Origin of the sequence: Alkalihalobacterium chitinilyticum, assembly GCF_029028005.1 — a bacterium.
GTDB lineage: Bacteria > Bacillota > Bacilli > Bacillales > Bacillaceae_F > Alkalihalobacterium > Alkalihalobacterium chitinilyticum.
In genome coordinates this window covers 94,166-115,278 of sequence record NZ_JAOTPO010000009.1, presented here as the reverse complement: position 1 = coordinate 115,278, position 21,113 = coordinate 94,166, and the positions used below count along the sequence as shown (strand labels likewise).

The window sequence follows — 21,113 nt, the reverse complement described above, 5'->3', positions numbered from 1 at the left end:
TTATTACCTTAAAAGATATAAAAGAGAAGAAACACAAGTGAATGCATGAACACCTATTTATGCCTTACAACAGACTGGTATGGTATTGTAAAATACAAACTTATAACGCTTTAGAACTACTTCTATTACACTATAATTACAATTTCTTTAAGAAAAATGAAAGTAAAAATTGTTTCCCTAGCTAAACTATGAGGTAAAATAAAAACTGACCCTTCAACAAGAGTCAGCTATTGCAATTTGGAATTTAATTTTAATTAATTCTACACCAGTATATATATTAAAGGTTTCTTGATGTTTCTTACCCAATAATTTTCGTTTGTCATTATCCCTTATTACACCGAAACTACCTCTTTTTCTTTTTTATATCCGAGGATAATCGTTTTAAACATGTTCTCATCCATGTTCAACACTTCGTGATTCGTTTCATTTAGAAGTTGTGTCGTGTTCGAAATGTCAAAATAAATATCGCGGTTGAAATAAACTGAAAAGCTCGAGATGAAATCGTTTAATACCCTTTCTTCCTTAGATAACACGATATCTTCTTGGTTACTAAATTGAATTTCAGGTAAATCTAGTAACTTTCGAATTAACTCCAGCCCCTCATTATTTACAGGGGGACTAGGATTTGTTATGTGATAAATCGTCTGATTTTGTGCATTCGACAAACCCGCTAATAAAACATGACATACATAGTCAACAGGTACAAAGTTTTGACTACCAAATGGGTTACCAATGATATTAAATGTTTTCCCCTTTTCATATCCAACTCTAGTGATCCGCTTCTTAAAAATCTCAAGTCCCTTCAAAAAGCCATATAAACCAAACCCTGAGTCCGTTTGACCCGTTTTTGAGTCACCTACTATAATCGCTGGCCTAAAAATAGCAACTTTCATCGTCTGACCATAATCCATTACTAAATGCTCAGCTTTGCATTTCGTTTCTTCATACGCATTATTAAATTTTCCACTCAAATCATGTAATGTTTCGACAGCATGCTCTTTTTTTCCTAAAGTATAAGCTGTACTCACATAATAATAGGATTTGACTCCCATATCTCTAGCAAACTCTAATGTATTTTGCGTCCCAATATAGTTTATTTGATGAAGTTCATCCTGTTTTTTTAAATCAAATGATAATAGTGCAGCAATATGATAGAAAACATCAATCTTGTTCAATAATTTGTTTTGATCCTCTTTAGAAGTGGATAACTCTTTATTTGAAAGGTCACCTTCAATAACCTCAATCTGAGAATGTAAATCATTAGGTATTTTATTAAGTAACGTCTGGCTTTTCTTTTTGGATCGTGCCAACACATATACTTTATGTTTTGACTGTATCAACTGTAAAATGAGTTGGGTACCTAAAAAGCCTGTACCTCCGGTCAAAAATATGTTCATCTCGTTGCCCCTTTCCGAGCTGTAAGGTAAAACTCTCGGTCAAGTATAACAAATACTAGCCCTCATATCGCCCAAAAATCTTTCAATTTTGTGAAAATGCAACTTTACCACTATAGCAAGTGGTTAAATTGGAGTCACGAACTACTAATATTCTAACGTATAATATACTAATCCTTATGGTGATACCTGGAAATTATAGAAAAAAGGATGATAATTCATGTGGCTTACAGTTAAAGAAAAAGAGTACTTGTCTCAATTGCTCGCTAAACAGAAAAGAAAAGTCCTTTTGTCCAAAGAAGAAAAAAAGCTCATTGATACTATTCAACAAAAATTACAACAAACCGTCCAAAACCAAAAAGTAAATCAAATAAAAAAGCCCAAACTGTAAAAAAATAAACGAACTTAATAAAACAGAGATCAAAAAGTGTCCTACATATAGGACACTTTTGTGTATATTTTTATATCTGAAACTTAGGTTTCTTAGCGAAAACAACCTTTTTTTCTTTCATGCTCTTAACCCGATTTTCTTAAATCCGTCTTTTCCCTTTTAGCAGACAACTTCTTGTCTAATAACCCAGTTGTTAGGTATACACCTAGAAATACAAACAATCCACCTAAAATTTGAACGAATGTAATCATCTCACCTAAGATCATACTGATGATTGCTGTGAAGACCGGGATAAGGTTTAAAAATATCCCCGATTGACTCGCACCAATTTCTCGGACAGCAATATTCCAAAAAATAAACGAACCCACCGATGGAAACAGCACAAAGTAAACAATTCCAGTTAATGCAAGCGGGCTTAGATCTGGGATCGGAAATCCTTGTGAAAATGCAAAAGGTGCTAAAAGTGTCATTGCAAATAATGTTGAAACTGCCGTTGCAGAAATAGGCGGTAACGTTAGGCGCTTTCCTATGATCGAATAAAAAGTCCAAACGATTATCGCTCCAATCATAAATAAATCACCTTTATTAAAGTCGAGGTATACTATTCGACTAATGTCCCCTTGCGTTAAAATAACAACCACACCAACTAAAGAAATGAAAAACCCGAGAAGCTGAATTTTTGACAATTTTTCTTTTAATAGGATCACAGAGGCTACAACGATAACAGCTGGATTCATCGCTGCGACTAACGATGCATTTGTTGATGAGGTAAACTCTAAAGCAGAGTACAAAATTAAATTGTAGCCAATTATTCCAAGGACTCCGATCATTATGAGAAAAGGCCAATCTTTTTTGATAAGCTTCCAATTCGGCTTTTCTACAATATAAGCTATCGGGAATAAAAGAAATAATGCTAATACCCACCTTGAAAACGTCATCCATATTGGGTCCATCTCGTTTACTACATAACTCCCAAAGACGAAATTACCTGCCCAAAACAAGGTCGCCAGGATAAGCATGAGCCACACTTGATATTTCTTCACGATAAGCACAACCTTTTATCTATTTTAAGTTTGTTTTCACTAGTTGTTTTCTCACATTACTTTTCATTTGACTTTTAAGCACTTAGTAAGCAAGAGGAATAAGACAAAAAACCCTTTTCATACGTTCTATTTAAGGGGGTGAAGTATATGGAAATAATGAAGATCCCACTTGCAAAGATAACTCCTGCTTTTGAAATACAAAGGTGTAAAAGTGTAATCAACAACATCAAGCGATGCATGAATTATAAATCCGTATTGTACATTCCTCTTTTTGTCGAAAAGCAGTCAAACGATAAATACTTACTCATTGGTAACTACCAAGATTATTATGCGGTTAAAGAAACCTATAATGATCCTGAAAAAAACATACTGCTTCCTTGTGTCATCATCAATACATCCATCACTAGAAAAGAGCGTCTCTTGATCATAATTCGTTATCTATTACGCTACTCTACACTAGGACCTCTTGATAAGCACACACTGTTTGTTCAATTAAGAAAACATATTACAGCAGAAACACTTGCAAAAGAAACTGGGCTTACAACTCAAGAAGTGAGCGATTATTTATTTCACCCTAACATTCCGGATCGGTTTCGTAAATTGTTTTATTTAGATCGACTACTCATCCTTAATAAAATTGAAAACCTTGACTTGGCTTTGGACTTAAAAGAGAAATTATATTACTTAGCTGTCTTACCTGAAGAAGACTCAAAACGACTAACTTATGAAAAACTCATGTGCTTTAGCCGTTTTATACGTAACTTCAAAAAACAGCTTGGAAGAATATCAAAAACAGATAAGGAAACACTGCTTATTAAAATCATTGAGTCAGATCTTTATATTGAACAATATCTTGAACACCTATTGTATGAATACGCCCATCACTACAAACGAACTACTACACGTATTTTAGTAAAAAAAGAAATTAATACGTTTCCCTTCCCAACTAAAAGACAACAACACCTAATCAAAATCAGGTTAAAGAACAAAGTACTGTTCACTTATTGACAAAAACTTTGTACTTGAAATAAATAATTAGAAAAAGCAAAAAAGGGTTCATTTCATTAGTTTTGAACCCTTTTCTCTTTTTTAGAAATTCTAAATAGGAGTCGATTTTCAATCTTTCAGACCTTGTAAAGTCCACAAAACTGATTTTTTTGTTATCAACTATCCATTAAACATCATATTCCTCACGTGAGCCTACCCTATAGTTTAACAACTACTCTACCACGAACTTGCCCCTTTAAGATAGAACTTAGGTGTTGTGGCAAATCGTTAAGTTCACTTTCAACAGCAATCTGTGCCAAGCTTTCAGGTTTATATTCATTTGCCATACGTTCCCATATTACTTTTCTAAGCTCCATTGGACAATACACTGAGTCGATTCCTAACAAATTAACTCCTCGTAAAATGAATGGAAAGACGGTCGTCGCAACGTCCATTCCTCCAGTCAACCCGCTAACCGCTACAGATCCACCGTAATCCATGCGACTTAGGAGGGCTGCTAATGTGGTTCCGCCTACAGGATCAACTGCTCCTGCCCAATATTGCTTATCAAGGGGGCGAATATTTTCAGGAACTACATCTCCACGTGTGATAACCTCATTTGCGCCGAGTGTATGTAAATAGTCATGCTCGCTCTCCTTGCCTGTACTAGCTACGACTTCATAGCCCCGCTTATGTAATATAGCTACGGCAATACTTCCAACTCCTCCAGTTGCTCCCGTAACAAGTACTTTTCCCTTTTCAGGAGTCAAACCGTTTTCTTCTAAGCGGTGAACAGACAAAGCGGCTGTGAAACCAGCTGTCCCATAGATCATTGCTTCTTTTAATGTTAATCCTTTTGGCAGAGGAACTACCCAATCTCCAGGAATACGTGCATATTGACTATATCCGCCAAAATGTGAAACACCAATTTCGTAGCTCGTAGCGATGACCTTGTCTCCTTCTTTATAACGAGGATCGATCGAGGATACGACAGTTCCCGCTAAATCGATGCCTGGAATAAACGGATAAGATTGAACGATCTTGCCTTTAGGAATACTTGCAAGTCCATCTTTATAGTTCACACTTGAATAATGAACTTCGATTAACACTTCACCCTTAGGCAGATCATCGGTAGAGACATCTTTAAAACCAAGTGAAAAATCGTCCTCTGTTTTATTGACAACTAGCGCTTTAAATACTTTATTCACCTTATTATCCCTCCTATAAGTTATCTTTACAAGATAACTATAACAAAAATTATTCTGACTGGTCAAAATATTCATAAAATTTATTTTATAGTATACTATAGAAAAGCAATACCATTAAGGTGGGAGTTCCTATGAAGAAAAGGGCATTAGAAAGACGAGAACAAATTTTAAAGGCAGCATTTCACGCTGTTGCAGATAAAGGGTTTGAAGCGGTAACCTTGCAAGATTTCGCTGATTACGCAGGGGTAAGTAAGGGGGTGACGAATTATTATTTTGAAAATAAAGAAGATGTTTTTTCATCTTTATTAGACTGGGTAACAAAACAAATTTACAAAAATGAATGCGAAGCTATTAATGACCAATCCAGTGCCATGAAAAAATTAGAGGCATACATACATTCAGTTTTTATTAGCCCTGAAAAAAATCGAACGTTTTATAAAGTATACCTAGATTTCATTGCTCAAGCGAGTCGAAATGAAAGGTATCAACAAATCAACCTTCAGTTTTATGAAAATTGTTGGGGTTTAGGAAGAGAAATCATCGTTTTCGGGCAAGAGGAGGGTGTCTTTCCAAAAGAACTTGATCTCAACCAATCAGCAAAAATGATAAGAGCAACTATTGATGGTTGTTTAATCCAATGGTTAATGTGTAATCAAGATGAACTTCATGAACTTTATAAACAAAGTTGCTTAGAAACGATTGTTCGTTTTCTTAGATGTTAATAAAATGGGTTTGTGTCGGGGAGATTGATACATTTATCCATTACATCATAGTTCAGGGTGCAAATGCCAAATGGCTTAGCACCCCATATATTATGAAGTAATTATATATCTTTGGAACCGCCGTTTGCTTTCTTTTTTGTATTATTCAACTGACGATTTTTTTGTTGATTTTCAACTGCGATATTTCTTTCACCGCCGTCTGCAAGCTCTTCTGCAAACTCATGGTCTACAACATCATCACTTAATACAAGGTCTAAAGGTCGACCTCTATGTTTTCTATGTGGCATATTCACCCCTCCTTCTCAGCTTATTTTTTGTCAGTGATGTCTTTTTTATGATTTAAAAATCAACCACTATTGCTGATTTATAATGTAAATATTACTACCTATTTTTTTAATTGTATTTCCCCGTTTTTCCTCCTACTTTTTCCTTTCACAAAAAAGAGGCCAACATTTAAGTCAGCCTCAATTCTTTATATTAGTTAACAGATTTACGTCTTTGAAGTTCAGCTAAAATCGTCGGATACTCTTTGTCAATTTTAAACATAAGCAATAAGATGATTTGAACCACAGCTAAAGCTAATGGAATATAAATATTTAATGCTAAAATCATATGAATAGCTAAAGCAGGTTGCTCAGCTGCCCCTCCTAAATATCCTCCAATACCTAATAGCCAACCAATTAAAGCGAGTCCAATACCAGTTCCAATCTTAATTCCAAAGCTAGCCCCACTATTTACAAGTCCTTCTGTTCTCAAGCCAGTTTTGTATTCACCATATTCAATCGTATCGTTAATCATTGCAAATACTAATGCAATTGCCGGCATTGCTCCTAAACCTGCTATAACTGTTCCAATTAAGAAAGTTGTTAAGTTTGTCGGATCTATTCCTTTTACAATTTGTCCAACAATAAATACAGCAGCTCCGAGCATCGCTACATTTCTCTTTCCAATTTTAGCAACTAACGGTCCGATAAAAAACAAACCAATAATCATTGGGCCAGATAAAGCAAGACCAATAACCGGGAACAAGTTAATATCACCTAAAATCCACGCTGCATAATATAAACCAGCACCTTGAGTTAATCCAATTGTTGCATAGAATGTAACACAAAATGCTGTCACAATGATCCAATATTTGTTACTAAATAAAGATTTTAATGATTTTTTAACACCTAGTCTCTCTTCTTGGTGAGTTGATGCTGAAACTGCTCTTTCCTTTACGGAGCGGAACGTAATTAACAAGCATAGAACAGTAACAAAACCGTATAATGCAGCAAGAGTAGTCCAGCCTAGTGAAGCTGCCAGCGGTTGGGTTAAAGTCATAACAATCATCGTTCCAACCATAATAAAGATTGCAGAATAAATATTTGATAACGAGCGACTATGCTGATGTTGCGTCATGACTCCAAGCAATGTCTTATATGGAATTGATACAGCAGTATACAGTAAAATAAATAATATGTACGTAATGTATGCATATACGACCTTACCATTACTGCTGATGTCCGGTACAGAAAACAGTAAGACAGTAGTAATTGCTAACGGCAAAGACATCCAAAGCAGCCAAGGACGTGCTTTTCCATGTTTTGATTTCGTGCGGTCAACAACAGACCCCATACCTAAATCCGTAACACCATCAAAGAGACGTGCAATTAACATAAGGGTTCCTACTGCACCAGCGGCCAACCCCGCAACATCTGTATAGTAAAATGTGAGGAATGCTCCAATTAATGTCCAGACAGAAAAAATTCCAAAACTACCTAAAGCATAGGCCCACATTTCTTTTTTCTTCGGCTTTTCAACTTCAACTGGCTTTTGTAAGACTGCATGATCATTTAGTTTTTTTGCTAACATGACGAATCTCCTCTCATTACTGCAATAGAATTTGATTTTTTTCGACGTAGATTTGAAATAGAATTAGTAATTCACTAAGTTTTGTAAGGTGTTTCATCTTTTTTGCTTCTAAACAAAACCTTACAAACCAATTGAACTTTTCAAAAGCCATTTACTGCAATTATCACCTCACAGATACCGACCGGTCAGTTAACAACAGTGGGATTCCAGTCGTTATTTCTTTGTTATTTTAGATTATTAATTTAATCGACGATTTTGTACATATTTTTCGCTCGACAAACCTTATGTGATTCATTTAGTTATTTTGTCGATTATTTTATAAAAAAGAGATGCAATTCCTTTTGTTTTATATACCAAGTAAAGATCAAGTGTACTAAATCTTTTGTGATAATAGGTCGAATTTTGACTAATAATTTTTGTAGTTATTTGCAATATTCACATTTTTCTACAAGGTATTAACTATTTTAAAGCAGAATGACTTAGATCAAACAACTTAGAATTAACTAAAGAAAAACGAGATACCCTTGTTCTCGGTCATCTCGTTTTATAACTTCTACTTGTCGTTTAGGAATTGAGTTATAGAATCCTTTTTTTCTTTAAATACCTTTTTTCCTAAGTCACTGAGTTCATCTATATATTTGACCTCATCAAAAGGGATTTCCTTCCCTAATTCGCTGTTAATACGAAGATAATGATCACCTAAGAGATGCTGACAGTGGTAGGAAACTGATTCGGAAGATAAATGCAACGCTAAATCCAATAACTTAGGGGTCACTTTCATTGATGGTAAATCGAAGGGTAGCCATTCCTTTATGCCCCAATCCATATTATCGTCTTCTGTAAAATCAATATTTTGCTGTCCTGTCCCAAGAGACATTATTCTAATATCATTTAATCCTTTTTGAAAAAAGTCCATCGCCTCAGTTACACAAACTAAAGACGGATTATTGGCCCACAGTCCTCCATCAATTGATAAATATTTATCTTTAACTTTATTAGGTGGAAAATAAACAGGAGCCGAACAAGATGACAAGACAGCATCCCATAGTTTCACTGTTAAATCACTAGTTTCAGGGTGTCCATAGTTCGACCGATGGACAAAGGGCTTGCCGTGGGTTAAGTCCACCGCTGGAATTAGCAGCGGCCTTACGACATCTTCTAAAGAAACTTCTCCAAAGCCCTCTTGCAAGAACTGTCTTAAATACTCATCACTGTATACACTTCTAAAAATTCCAACCTTCGTTTGCCGAACAAAAATTTTCTTACCATACTTTTTATAATCATCAAGTACATCTTTCATTTCTTTCTTCAAGGAAATGGAAGCAGCGATAATCGCTCCTGTACTTGTCCCAGCAACTGCATCAAAAAGATCCCCAACTGCACAATCAAACTCTTCTTCAACCGCTTGTAAAATAGCAAGCGCGAATATACCGCGAATGCCGCCTCCATCAATACATAACATTTTCATTCTATTCACCTAAGCTTTTTATATGTTATCTTTTATTATCTCCTAAGTTTAAACGAAACAAAAGGAAATACCCTTACGCAAGTTAACTGCACAAAAAAAATGTTCTATACATATAGAACATTTTCTAATTAGAAATAACTTTTATCCGATCTTCTCTTCAGTATCTTTACTTAATAAATGACGTTTGTTCTGAGTCGGTGATAGGTCCTTCTTCTTTAAGAGATATAATAGGTGATCAACAGGCATCGAACCATGACCTTTACCATTCTCTAACGTAAATTGTACGATATTGCGATTTTGCCGAATGACAGTTAGTGACTTCGCTGAATTAAAATGTCCTTGCCTTTTTTCAGTAATCTCATATTCAGTTCCTAATTCAATTTTCATAAAGGGAATCTCCTTTTTCGTAATCTCCCCGTTATCATTCCAATATTTACATTTTTTATACACAGTAATTTCCAATCCATATTATATTTATATTCGAATATTTTAGTTGATTAACAAATTTAGTAAAATACGCAGATTTACTTTCATGCTAACCGCAAAAATCAAAAAATCTTTTGCTTATAAGCCCCAAAAGAAAGAAGCCGATAATTCAGCTTCTTTCTATAATAGAGCATCAATCTTTAATTTGTGTACCCAGATGGATATTCTTACCATAAAAAATTTCATCCATTTCAAGTTTTAGTTTATCCGTTATTTCCTCTACATCTTTTTTGTCTAATTTTTCTTTTGTATATCCAAATAAATAATTATTAATGTCAAATTCTTTAAGGCGGCATTTCGTATGAAATAGATTTTCTTGATAAACATTTACATCAATCATATCATACAGACTCTTCACATCATCAGGTATGTAGTTTTGAATGGAATTAATATCGTGATCAATAAATAATTTATTCCCATCAATATCTCTTGTAAAACCACGAACCCGATAATCCATCGTCATTATATCCGTTTCAAGAGAATGAATTAAATAATTTAGCGCTTTCAACGGTGAAATTTCTCCACAAGTTTGAACATCAATATCTGCTCTAAATGTACTAATTCCCTCAGTTGGATGAAACTCCGGATACGTGTGGACTGTAATATGGCTCTTATCAAGCCCCATTACAACTGCCTCTGGAAGTGGTCCTGGGGACTCATCAAATGACGACTCCGTCGGCACTTCGACAACGGGGCCTTCAGAAACTAATATTGTCACACTTGCTCCTTGAGGTACATAATCCTGCTTTGCAACATTTAATACATGTGCTCCAATAATATCAGCAACATTTTTCAGTATTTTCGTGAGGCGGTCCGCATTATATTGCTCATCAATGTAATCAATATAAGCTTCCCGTTCTTCTTTTGTTTTTGTGTAACAAATATCATACATATTGAAACTTAGTGATTTTGTCAAGTTATTAAATCCATGTAGTTGGATACGTTCTTGTGGAGTAAGTGACATCAATCCGTTCCCCCTTACGTTGATTAATCTTTTGATGGATCTTGAAAGTCTAACGACAATAGCCCGATACTTGATGAATTTAAACTAGTTTTTCTTAGGTTGCCCATTCTTTTCTATCTATATCAAACACAAAATTATTTACTGTGATAATAAAGTCTGAACAGTAACAAATCGATACCCTTTAGCTCTTAAGTCATCGATAATCATCGGTAACGCTTCTACCGTACCATCTAGGAGACGGGCATCTGTTTGAAAGTTATGTTGCAATATTATCCCGCCCGGTGATATATCCCGCTGTACTATTCTTAAGATTTCATCCCCTGATAACCCGCTCCAATCAAGCGTATCAACAGACCACATAATCGTTCGAAAGCCCATTTCATGTAGGACAAGTGCATCAGATTTTGTTATTGCTCCAAATGGCGGACGGAATAAATCTGGTTTTCTGCCGACCGTTTTCTCCATGATATTTTGAGTCTTTCTTATTTCTTCAATTACTCTACCCGTCATTTGCCGTGGCATTACGGGATGGCTCCACGTATGATTGGCAATACCATGCCCTTCATTAACGATTCGTCTCATCACGTCCGGATATGCTTCCACTTGCTTACCCATTACAAAAAAAGTCGCTGGTACCTGTTTACTTTTGAGGATGTCTAAAATTTTAGGAGTATAATATCCATCCGGTCCATCATCAAAAGTTAAAGCCACTAGTTTTCTTGCTGGATCTCCACGATAAATAAAATTAGGTGCTGAACGAATATTCGTCGTAATGAAAGTCCGTTCGAGTTGTGGATTATAGGTTGCTCTCATCCCAAATTTCCGGGTAACATCTAGTAATGGCACAAATATATCGCCATCGAATTCTATCGTTCGTGTCGATAACGGTTGACGTTTCCATTGGCCTGTCGCTCTGACAAAATCATCTGAATAGTTTTCTCCAACGGGCAACGCAAAGCGAATATCTCCATTGGTAAAAACAACAGAACGATACTGCTCATTCCAATCAATCCTCACCCCAGTATGTTTTAAAAACAAAGAAGGCACCATCAACTGGCCATCTCTCATAATGTACTTTGTTTTTACAGGTAGATTGTCAATAAAAATAGGGGCTTCCGGTAATCTTGATTCTTGTGCATATGTATGAGTGGAAAAGGAGGTATTAATAATAATCGCCAATAATATCATACAAAATATTTGTAAATGCACTTTCTTTACCCTTTTACTATATAACACCGTCTCAGTTTGCATTTATGTCTCTCCTAGCTTATTAAATTCAGATTAGACGATGTTATATTTACCAATTTGGTGCTAATTTATTTAATAAATTTGGGATTGATGGAAAACCCCCACTGAAAAATTTTCACTTTATAATACTTTAGATACTTTTTTAACACGTTCACGGTCTTTAAATTCCCCTACAGGTACATCACCATGCCTTCTAAACCCATTCCCATCAAAGCAATGACTGATTTTATTTGTCATTCTTGCCTCATTTACTAAAGAATCAATGAGATCAGCGGCATCATGTGCAGCTAAATCCTTATACCAGATACCTTCTGGGTAGGCAATTAACACACACTTATCCTGACATCGCCCATTACATTTCGTCCGTGTCGTATGGATCACGTCGTCAAGACTACGCTCTGATATCTCTCTTCTTACTGCTTGTGTTAAATCCTCAGCTCCAGCCTTATTACAACTACTACCATTACAAATGAATAGATGATGTTTCGTCTCCGATAAATCCCATGTCGCCATTCTGCTTACCTCCAGTTTTTTATTAGCTCTGTTAATTGTTAATGTTGGGCTTCAGTTTTCGACTATAAATGCTGTGAAACTATCATTTATTCATGCAAAATGCCCCTGAACTAGCTTCAATAACAAACTAACACCAGCCTTTCTTATAATAGGAATCATCGTTAATCTACCTTCAGGAAGGAAGTACAGCTGAGATGTCTATGTAATTCCTAGAAAAAATCAAACAAAAAAGCATCTCTGCCTTCATAAGAGGTCAGAGATGCTTATCATAATCCATAAAATTACAAATGGAACATTAGCCGATAATAAAATACGTCAAGAAATATAGACAATTGTTCCGCATTCTAACCACTTCCCTAACAACCCCGTAGGTCAAACAGTGATGTTAAAATAGGTAGGTCTCCTGACTTAGGGTTCCTTCCAGTCCTTCCCAGGTATTTCCCAGTGGATCTATCTGAAAGTTTCAGTAGTACTAACTACTGATACCCAACACAGTGGCGGGTCCGTGCCGGCATTAAACCGAACTTCCCTATTAAGCTTGTAAAAGCAGTCTTGCTTTTATCTAGCACCTATTTTCATCTATGAAGTTGATCAAGTCTATTAATCGATGACTTGAGTTTATAGTAGACATAATACTGTATATTGTCAATACTTGTTTATTCTTGTGATGTTAGCAATTTCGGTCCTGTTTTTGTAATCGCTAATGTATGTTCATATTGTGCAGACCACTTTCCGTCCACTGTTCTTGCCGTCCATCCGTTAGCGTCCATTTGACTATACCAAGTACCTTCGTTAATCATCGGTTCAATCGTTATGACCATTCCTTCTTTTAGGCGTGGTCCTCTGCCCGGCGAACCGAAGTGTGGAATTTGTGGTGCTTCATGTATTGTCGGACCAATCCCATGTCCTGTAAAGTCTCTAACCACCGAAAACCCTTCCGACTCAGCATACGTTTGAATGGCATGACCAATATCGCCGAGTCTATTACCGTCTAATGCTTGCTCAATTCCTCTATATAATGAGGTCTTCGTTACATCCATTAACTTTGTAGTTTGATCCGAAACATTTCCTACTGCATAAGTCCATGCCGAATCCGCTAATCCACCGTTTAAATTAATGACCATATCAATCGTAACGATATCTCCATCTTTTAACGGTGTTTTTCGAGGAAACCCATGACAAATTTCATCGTTTATAGAGGCACAGGTTGCATAGGGGTAACCTTTATAACCTTTTTGTTCAGGTGTTGCGTCATTTTTCTTTAAAAACTTTTCCACAAACTGATCTATCTCCATTGTCGTTATCCCGGGTTGGATCAGCTTCGCAATTTCTTTATGACAAGCCGCTAACAACTTTCCGGCTTCTAGCATTTGATTGATTTCTCTTTCAGACTTCAATGTAATCATAGGATCATTCCTTTACAAATCAAATAAAATACAAGTTTCACACTCATTTAAATCCTGCAATAATTTAGTTTTCCACTTATGACTTTAATTAAAACAAAAATTACCTATACTATAATTATGCTGATTAAACTAGAGACTGCTCAAAATTTTATATAAAGTTATGTTTCTTTTCAAGAAAGATGAACCATGGCCCTTGGTCATTAATAATAACTTTTCTAAGCAAAGCAAAAAACCGGATTTGTCATGTGACAACTCCGGTTAAATCCTTTATTCTCATTAATTAATTTACATAACTATATTATTGTTTACCTTAGGTGAGTAGCGGGCTCTTAGAGTGATCTTTTTGCATCCATTCGTATTGTAGTAATCTTACTTTAAACAAAGTGATAGGGTCCAGATATTGTTCTGGGTTGGCTTTTAATCGCTCTAACTTATTTTTTTTCTGTTGAATATCTTGTTGCTCTTCTTCAATGACTTCATGGATAACATTGAAAGGTTCACTATAGAACATTGTAATATCACGGTGTAGCCCTTTTTCAAATAATTCAAATTGTAAAATAAACTGGTTAGTAACCGTGTTTGCAATCTTTTCATAGTCCTCATTCTCAATAAGCTTCTTATACATATTACATAACATCGTTTTATTTGGACGAAGTGTTCCAAAAAGCTTTCCAGCACTTTTCAATACTAACTGAGACGGAGTCGAACGGTTTAGTATATTCATTATTTCTAATTGAACCCCGTTTGATAACCGGTTAGCATCACGACTCCAATCATCGAGCACTTTAAAATCACAATTTAGCTTCAGCCGCTGTTCCCCATACATCATATTAAAGCCTTCGCTCATTTCCTCCAAGTAGTCCTGACTCAAGTGAAATTCCTCATTAGCCATTTCGATCCAGCCTTGAATGGCTTTTGAAAATCTCGGTAAAATTGTATGTTCAATATAATTATGAATTCTTTGATTCATTTCTTGATTAAGCTCGATATGAATTTTTCGGAAATCACTTTCTTCCTTAATAAGGGCTGAACAATCTCTTAATAATTTAGGGATCGTCATCTTAAGATCTAACTTAATATCTTCCTTGATCGTATGGTAGGAACTTTGAATGACTTTCATTTTCTCTTTTTCTAAGTCACTTAGTTGGTGAACAGCTGCATTTAACTTAGAAACCATGTCTTCTTTCCATAAAATGGCCTCGGTCATTTCGTTTTCCGTTTCTACTCTTCTCTTGAGCAAATAAGTAAGCGCTTCTCGAATGTAAAATAGTAAGCGTTGATTTCGTTCGGAAGTTCGCATTTTTGGGTTTAGAGCTTGTTGAATAAACTCGGCCAATTCTTCCACTTGTTTGCTGCTTTTATTGTGCTTTGAAAATGGGAAAACCTTTGCTTTCGGAAAATCTTCAGCCAACCTTGTACGGATTTCTTCTACCATCTTCGTTACTTCTTGTTCATGATAAATTGCATCCGTTTTTAGTAAAAAGTGAACTGGTAAATGCGGAACATTCTCCTGTATTTTCAACAAGAGATCCCGCTCCCTATCCGTAAAAAGAGTCGTAGCTGTTAGAACAAACAACAATCCATCAGCTAAATGCAAAAATTTATTCTGTTCTTTTTTATTATTTTTAATGGCTTCAAATGTACTACGATCAAAATCAGGAAAATCGATTACATTTAATTTATTTTCTACAAGGAATTTGTTGGGCATTTTAAATTGTACGAGAGATGTTTCTGAGGTTGACATATCCTCTTCTTGCTTCATCTCAGCAAAATCAACGAGACTTGAAACCGTATGAATGGCTGTTTCGGTCACCTCACTGATGTCGATCTCTTCATCATTTTTATATAAAATAACAGTCGAAGGAGGAGTTGTTCCTATATTTCCACCTATAAGGGAATGAATAACCGACGCCTTGCCATTCCCTGTCATACCAGCCACTAGAAGGTTGTTGGTTTGAATATCTAGTATTCTTCCAACCGCCCACTTCAAACGATGATCAACGTTTAAGTCATGTGTTTTTCCCCACTTGACTATTTCTTTAAACAATTCAGAACTACGCTCAATTTGAGTCACAGGAATTTGCGTCTGCTGTAGAACATACTCGGCTTTTTCAATGGTTAACGGAGATAGCGCTTCTTCGAAGGTTTCATTCCACGCCATTACAGCTGTTGCTGCGAATAAAGAATCCGAATCGTCAGCTAGTTGTAACCAGTTCGTAAGTAAGTTTGGAACGATTCCTGTAATTTCGTCCAGATAATATTTACCGCTTATTAATTCAAAATAAGTGTCTTGATACTTAGCTGACACTTCATGCCACATATATGAAGTTGTGAATTCAAGATGAAGAAATAAACGATCAATTTCAGTAAGCCAAGGAAAATAAAACTCATCGCCTTGGTAACTATTCCAGAAAGCAACGACTAGCTTTTCAAAACTTTCTTGATTTCCATCATATAAAACCTCAAGCAGTTTTGAGAAATAATGAGGTGGGATTTGTTTCGTCAGCCCTTCTTCTACATAACCCCTTAAAATATCGAACCACTCAATCTCCCGCGTACGGATCGCTTCATCGACAGCAAGTTCAATGGCACTGCTCCAATCACGATACTTTTCGAAAAACGTTCGAGCGACTTTTGTAACACTTGGATAGTCTGGATTGACAGATACAGCTTCTTTAATAACATCTGCAGCAAAATCCAATTGGCCTTGTTCGTTATAAATAGTAAATAACTTTAAGGCCACTTCGGAATTTAGCGTTAAGCTGTCACTGTTAACCGCTTGATATAAATCAATGGCTGCTTGTAATTGACCTAATTCATAATAAGCATCAGCCATATTTTTCCTTGCCCATTGCTCTAAATCATTATGTACCTTTTCCCATTTAAAGATTGCTGCTTCGAAATCTTTATGATGAAAATATACTTCTCCTTGTGAAAAACGAATATATGAAGGGTCTGCCTCATCCTTTCGTTGTTCATCTATAAATAAATATCCTAGGAATTGAACTGGATTTTCAGTTGCTTCTTCTATAATTAAGTTTTCATAATACGTTTTTTGGATCAGTTGATTTTCTCTGGTCATGTCTATTCCCCCAAATATGAATTTTTTAGTCGAAAGAGTTTAGAGCCCTCTTCCCTAAGTTCATATCATGTTAAATTAAGCATCTTCCATAAATAGTAGCAAATGTTTTAATTACAAAGGTTTCAGTTATGTTTCAATTCCGCGTCAACCTATGTAAAATAACCGCAAAATAGGGTTCAGTTAGTACAGGAGAGATTTGTAATATGAGGCATTAGTGAGTTTTTTTTACGGACTGAGAGGCCCTTATTTCGTCAAATATACTAGTTTACCGCTCTCAGCGGACTTAGAGGCCTCTATTTCCCACGATTGTAGTGCAATTAACCACTTTTCTATAGAATAAGAGCTTCTGAGTCCTTCAATCCTTAGAAAAAAGTGTTTCTGACACGAATAAGGGCCCTTGAGTCCGCTAAACTGTGTTCAACGCCACTGTTCCATTTCTATAGTAATCTCTCAAAAATAACAAACACTTTTAAAAAACTAATCTAGGAACATCGCAAAGAATGTAAAAGTCTAAAAGAGAAATGTTAAAGTCATGGTTTCACTATACAAAGCAATTCAACCTGCGTAAGATGGCAATTGTAAACAGAAATTCAAATTCCATGAGGAGGTTTTTTCAAATGAAAAAGCTATTTTTAACAGCAGCATCAACTATTCTTGCCGTAGGAGTTTTAGCAGCTTGTGGAGATCAAGATTTAGATGATCCGACAATGACTGATGAACCAGATTACGGAACAGAAACAGAAGGAGACATGGGTGGATTTGATGAAGAGCCTGCAATGGATGAAGGTACAGAAGACTTTGGCGGCTTCGAAGACGAGTCAGATGACTTAGAGTCTGATTTAGATATGGGTGAAGAAGAAGATTCATTTGAGTTTGAAACTGAAGAAGACGACGCAATGGAAGACGAAGCTTAATTCTTTTAATAAATAATTAACAGTCTATAACCAATCAGTAGGTTCTGCCTGCTGATTAACTTTTCATAACGCCCCCCACCCGTATCTATTAACGACAAGGATTATAGGATACTGACCAAAGCTGGTCTTGAACGGAGGGACAAATATGGATCGTCAATCAAAAAACCAGAGCCATAATCAAGAAAACAATCATTTGCCAAACGAGCATCATTCATCACCTGAACCAGAAAAGAATAAAAAACCTTGGTACAACCAAGGTTGGCTCTGGCTGCTAGTGGCCCTGCTAGGAATTGGTGTTTTGTTTTTCGGTTTCTCTTCTCTTATCGATGAAATTGGAACAACAAATCAAATGATCCAGGAACAAACAGAAACAATAAATGAACAAAATAATGTATTACATTCGATTAATGAAGGTATACATGAGCTTACATTTACTATTAAAGACGCTATTAGTACAATTAAAGACTCCATTAATGGTTCAGCATAAATAAGTTGGTGATCAGGGATACAAAATCAATAAGTTTGGTGAATGTTCTTTCAATATAGAAGAAGCGGATGACATTATCGTCATCCGCTTCTTTGTATTTTAAAATTTTTATATCAAAAGAAATTTACTATTAAATGGATAAACCTACAATAAGTGAGGTAACCTACGTTTTGTATTAAAGTAGACTGAATGATAAAGGTGGAATTCAACATGGGTCTGTTTTCCTTTCTCAAGAAAGTCAGGAGGTCACAAAAAAACGTTGAACCGAAATCTTCTAATGTTCAGCTAGAAAAAAGGCCAATTGAAAAAAGCCTTTATAAAAATGTCCAATATATAAAGTCTACTTTAGGCAATGCTCCCGACTTAGTGATTCGTGAAGTCATCATACGAGAAACTAATTTAAAAGGTGCAATTTTATTTATTGATGGAATTGTAGACGAAAATTTACTTAATGAGTTTTTTTTAACTCCTTTACTTCAAACTGACGAAGAGATTGAAACACTCGATCAACTCGAACAAACAGCTTTACAATTATTGCCCATTAGCAGGGTAAAAGACTTAAATATATTAATTAAAGAACTTCTCTCAGGGAATAGCATTTTTCTTTTAGAAGGTCAAACAGAGGCGATTAAATTAGCCATTTCAGCTTGGGAAATGCGGTCAATTGATGAACCTGAAACAGAAGCGACCGTTCGCGGACCACGTGAAGGTTTCAATGAAACGTTAGGTGTAAGTTTAACTTTAATACGTCGAAAAATTGTCAACCCTAACCTTCGATTTGAAGTAATTACGGTTGGAGCAGCTACTAATACAAAAGTTTGCCTCGTTTACATACACGACCTAGCTTCTCCTCGTTTAGTGAAAGAAATAAAAAAGCGAATTAACAAAATAGAGCATGACACAATTCTTGAATCTGGCTATATTGAAGAATTCATTGAAGATGATCCTAGTTCCATATTTCCTACTATCGGAAATACCGAAAAGCCTGATAAGCTAGCCGCAAAAATTTTAGAAGGTCGTATTGGAATTCTTGTAGACGGCACACCGATTGCGTTGACGATACCTTATTTATTTGTAGAGGCTTTTCAAACTGCTGAAGATTATTATTCGAGGCAATACTATAGCTCATTAGTACGAATTATTCGCTTTCTATCTTTTGGAATTTCTATTAACTTTCCAGCTTTATATGTTGCCACACAAAACTTTCATAAAGAAATGATTCCAACAGAACTACTTGCTAGTATTGCAGCCGCAAGAGAAGGCGTCCCCTTTCCTCTTGTTATGGAGCTCGTGATGATGTTAATTGTCTTTGAAATACTGCGTGAAGCTGGGGTTCGCATGCCACAAGCAATCGGTCAAGCAATGTCAATTGTCGGTGCCTTAATTTTAGGGGATGCAGCCGTTCAAGCAGGAGTAGTCGGAACACCAACGATAATCATTATCGGGATTACGGGGATAACCTCATTTGTTGTCACTCCATTGAGCGATAGTTCAGCCATTTTACGGTTTTTATTTATTGTACCCGCTTCAATTATTGGCTTGTATGGATTAATATTAGCAAATCTCGTTTTACTCGTTCATTTAAGTAGTATTAAATCTGCTGGTATCCCTTACCTTTCACCGATTTCACCAGCGGTATTTAATGATTGGCGTGATGTATTTATTCGTTTGCATCCTAATTTTTATAAAGATACACGGGCCAAGTCTATCCCGTTACAAAAGGATCCGAAAAAATATCGATTTGAACCTGAGGATGAGCAACTATGAAAAGAGCTCTCATAAGCTTAATAATCTGTATTTTACTTACGGGTTGTTGGAGTTCTAAAGAACTTGGTGAGTCTGCCTTCGTTGCAGCAGTCGCGATTGAAAAGGAGGGAGATCTATATACGCCTAAGCTTCAATTTCTTCAACCTGTTAAATTGGAGCAAGGAGCAACTGATGCCCATATCATGATTGCTTCTGAAGGTCTATCTGCCCATCAATCCTTACGTTCGGCTATTAAAGGAGTTCATAGAAGAATTTATTTATCTCATGCTCAAACTTTCGTAGTAAGTACCGAGATCGCAAAAGAAGGGATATTTCCTGCGCTTGATATTATTTATCGCGATCAAATGTTTCGGCTGACCAGTTATTTATTTATTGCTGACCAACCAGGAACTTTACTTGCGTTACCTTCACCAGTAGATCCACTTACAGGGATAAGTTTGGCTAATGGAATAGAAGCTGCTGAAGATAGTCATCAAAGAGTCATAACAACTACCTTAAAAGAGTTCATGGAAATGAGTTATGAACCTGGCGGGTGTGCGTATGTTATAAGATTAAAAAAACATGCCGATGAAAATCAAAAAGAACCCCATATTGATTTGGATGGGACGGCTATCTTAAAAGAAGGTATTTATGTTAAAGATATCAATGACATTCTGGCGGATGCTCTTCGGTATTATCGGAATGAAGCAGGCAATGATACATTTACTATGCAAGTTCCCGATGGTGATGACTGGTTTGCTTTAGAGCGGTTACAAGCCCGTACTTCAATTCATACAAGACTACAAAATAATGAATTAATCATAGATGTTTCTGTTAACACAGACGCTAACATCAATGAATGGCATTCAAGCACTGAATTGGACGGTCTAATGTTTAAAAAAATAGGAAAAGCTTACTCAGAAGAACTCCAAGCAAGAATGGAAAAGTTACTAGCCAAAATGAGAGAAGAGCCTGTTACAGACATACTCGGATTTGGCACAGAGGTGCGTCGTCAACTACCAACCTATTGGAAACAAGTACAAGACAATTGGGATACTGCTTTTAAAACAGCAAAAGTAAATATTACAGTTGAGACCAATATTGAGAACTTTAACCTGATAGAAAACACCAACAGAGAACCAAACCAGGGTCCACCCAAGCGATTTCAGCTTCCTTGGATTAAGAATTGAAGGTGATCAA

General features: G+C 35.9%; 19 protein-coding genes and 1 riboswitch. Of the genes, 7 read left to right on the top strand and 12 right to left on the bottom strand.

The window, feature by feature from the left end; genetic code table 11:
- Positions 1-332: 332 nt before the first annotated feature.
- Positions 333-1,397 carry an SDR family oxidoreductase gene (locus N7Z68_RS13980; protein ID WP_275119099.1) on the bottom strand — a complete coding sequence of 355 codons (1,065 nt, stop codon included), beginning with the start codon at positions 1,395-1,397 and terminating at the stop codon, positions 333-335.
- 217 nt (positions 1,398-1,614) lie between these two features.
- On the opposite strand from N7Z68_RS13980, the gene N7Z68_RS13975 reads away from it, so the two are divergent.
- A complete protein-coding gene (locus N7Z68_RS13975) occupies positions 1,615-1,785 on the top strand; it encodes a hypothetical protein (RefSeq protein WP_275119098.1) in 171 nt (56 codons plus the stop codon).
- 125 nt (positions 1,786-1,910) lie between these two features.
- On the opposite strand, the gene N7Z68_RS13970 is transcribed toward N7Z68_RS13975, so the two are convergent.
- Positions 1,911-2,828, bottom strand: a complete 918-nt coding sequence (locus tag N7Z68_RS13970) for a DMT family transporter (RefSeq protein WP_275119097.1) — start codon at positions 2,826-2,828, stop codon at positions 1,911-1,913.
- A 147-nt stretch (positions 2,829-2,975) separates the two neighbouring features.
- On the opposite strand from N7Z68_RS13970, the gene N7Z68_RS13965 reads away from it, so the two are divergent.
- Positions 2,976-3,836, top strand: a complete 861-nt coding sequence (locus N7Z68_RS13965) for a hypothetical protein (RefSeq protein ID WP_275119096.1) — start codon at positions 2,976-2,978, stop codon at positions 3,834-3,836.
- Between the two features lie 197 nt (positions 3,837-4,033).
- On the opposite strand, the gene N7Z68_RS13960 is transcribed toward N7Z68_RS13965, so the two are convergent.
- Positions 4,034-5,023 carry an NADPH:quinone oxidoreductase family protein gene (locus N7Z68_RS13960; protein ID WP_275119095.1) on the bottom strand — a complete coding sequence of 330 codons (990 nt, stop codon included), beginning with the start codon at positions 5,021-5,023 and terminating at the stop codon, positions 4,034-4,036.
- A gap of 131 nt (positions 5,024-5,154) precedes the next feature.
- Between N7Z68_RS13960 and N7Z68_RS13955 the strand changes: the two genes are divergently transcribed.
- Positions 5,155-5,745: a TetR/AcrR family transcriptional regulator gene (locus N7Z68_RS13955; protein WP_275119094.1), complete on the top strand. Its 591-nt coding sequence runs from the start codon at positions 5,155-5,157 to the stop codon at positions 5,743-5,745.
- 101 nt (positions 5,746-5,846) lie between these two features.
- On the opposite strand, the gene N7Z68_RS13950 is transcribed toward N7Z68_RS13955, so the two are convergent.
- From N7Z68_RS13950 to N7Z68_RS13910, 9 genes are all read right to left on the bottom strand, one after another.
- The gene (locus tag N7Z68_RS13950) at positions 5,847-6,032 is read right to left on the bottom strand and encodes a hypothetical protein (RefSeq protein ID WP_275119093.1); all 186 of its coding nucleotides are present in this window, start codon (positions 6,030-6,032) and stop codon (positions 5,847-5,849) included.
- Between the two features lie 190 nt (positions 6,033-6,222).
- A complete protein-coding gene (locus N7Z68_RS13945) occupies positions 6,223-7,599 on the bottom strand; it encodes an MFS transporter (RefSeq protein ID WP_275119092.1) in 1,377 nt (458 codons plus the stop codon).
- Positions 7,600-8,152: 553 nt separating this feature from the next.
- A complete protein-coding gene (locus tag N7Z68_RS13940) occupies positions 8,153-9,067 on the bottom strand; it encodes a CBASS cGAMP-activated phospholipase (protein ID WP_275119091.1) in 915 nt (304 codons plus the stop codon).
- A 141-nt stretch (positions 9,068-9,208) separates the two neighbouring features.
- Positions 9,209-9,454 (bottom strand): hypothetical protein, encoded by a 246-nt coding sequence (locus N7Z68_RS13935; protein ID WP_275119090.1) that lies wholly within the window; start codon positions 9,452-9,454, stop codon positions 9,209-9,211.
- Between the two features lie 232 nt (positions 9,455-9,686).
- Positions 9,687-10,517 (bottom strand): adenosylmethionine decarboxylase, encoded by an 831-nt coding sequence (speD, locus tag N7Z68_RS13930; RefSeq protein WP_275119089.1) that lies wholly within the window; start codon positions 10,515-10,517, stop codon positions 9,687-9,689.
- 138 nt (positions 10,518-10,655) lie between these two features.
- A complete protein-coding gene (locus tag N7Z68_RS13925) occupies positions 10,656-11,768 on the bottom strand; it encodes a polysaccharide deacetylase family protein (RefSeq protein ID WP_275119088.1) in 1,113 nt (370 codons plus the stop codon).
- Positions 11,769-11,885: 117 nt separating this feature from the next.
- Positions 11,886-12,278, bottom strand: coding sequence for a (2Fe-2S) ferredoxin domain-containing protein (locus tag N7Z68_RS13920; RefSeq protein WP_275119087.1), 393 nt, complete (start codon positions 12,276-12,278; stop codon positions 11,886-11,888).
- A gap of 376 nt (positions 12,279-12,654) precedes the next feature.
- Positions 12,655-12,866, bottom strand: a riboswitch (cobalamin riboswitch).
- 68 nt (positions 12,867-12,934) lie between these two features.
- Positions 12,935-13,684 (bottom strand): type I methionyl aminopeptidase, encoded by a 750-nt coding sequence (gene map, locus N7Z68_RS13915; RefSeq protein WP_275119086.1) that lies wholly within the window; start codon positions 13,682-13,684, stop codon positions 12,935-12,937.
- A gap of 310 nt (positions 13,685-13,994) precedes the next feature.
- Positions 13,995-16,766: a GTP-binding protein gene (locus N7Z68_RS13910; protein WP_275119085.1), complete on the bottom strand. Its 2,772-nt coding sequence runs from the start codon at positions 16,764-16,766 to the stop codon at positions 13,995-13,997.
- Between the two features lie 617 nt (positions 16,767-17,383).
- Here N7Z68_RS13910 and N7Z68_RS13905 point away from each other — a divergent pair.
- From N7Z68_RS13905 to N7Z68_RS13890, 4 genes are all read left to right on the top strand, one after another.
- Positions 17,384-17,680: a hypothetical protein gene (locus tag N7Z68_RS13905; RefSeq protein WP_275119084.1), complete on the top strand. Its 297-nt coding sequence runs from the start codon at positions 17,384-17,386 to the stop codon at positions 17,678-17,680.
- A gap of 145 nt (positions 17,681-17,825) precedes the next feature.
- Positions 17,826-18,167, top strand: coding sequence for a hypothetical protein (locus N7Z68_RS13900; RefSeq protein WP_275119083.1), 342 nt, complete (start codon positions 17,826-17,828; stop codon positions 18,165-18,167).
- Between the two features lie 210 nt (positions 18,168-18,377).
- Positions 18,378-19,934, top strand: coding sequence for a spore germination protein (locus N7Z68_RS13895; RefSeq protein WP_275119082.1), 1,557 nt, complete (start codon positions 18,378-18,380; stop codon positions 19,932-19,934).
- Positions 19,931-21,103 carry a Ger(x)C family spore germination protein gene (locus N7Z68_RS13890; RefSeq protein WP_275119081.1) on the top strand — a complete coding sequence of 391 codons (1,173 nt, stop codon included), beginning with the start codon at positions 19,931-19,933 and terminating at the stop codon, positions 21,101-21,103. The genes N7Z68_RS13895 and N7Z68_RS13890 overlap by 4 nt, the downstream gene beginning before the upstream one ends.
- The last annotated feature ends 10 nt before the right edge of the window (positions 21,104-21,113 follow it).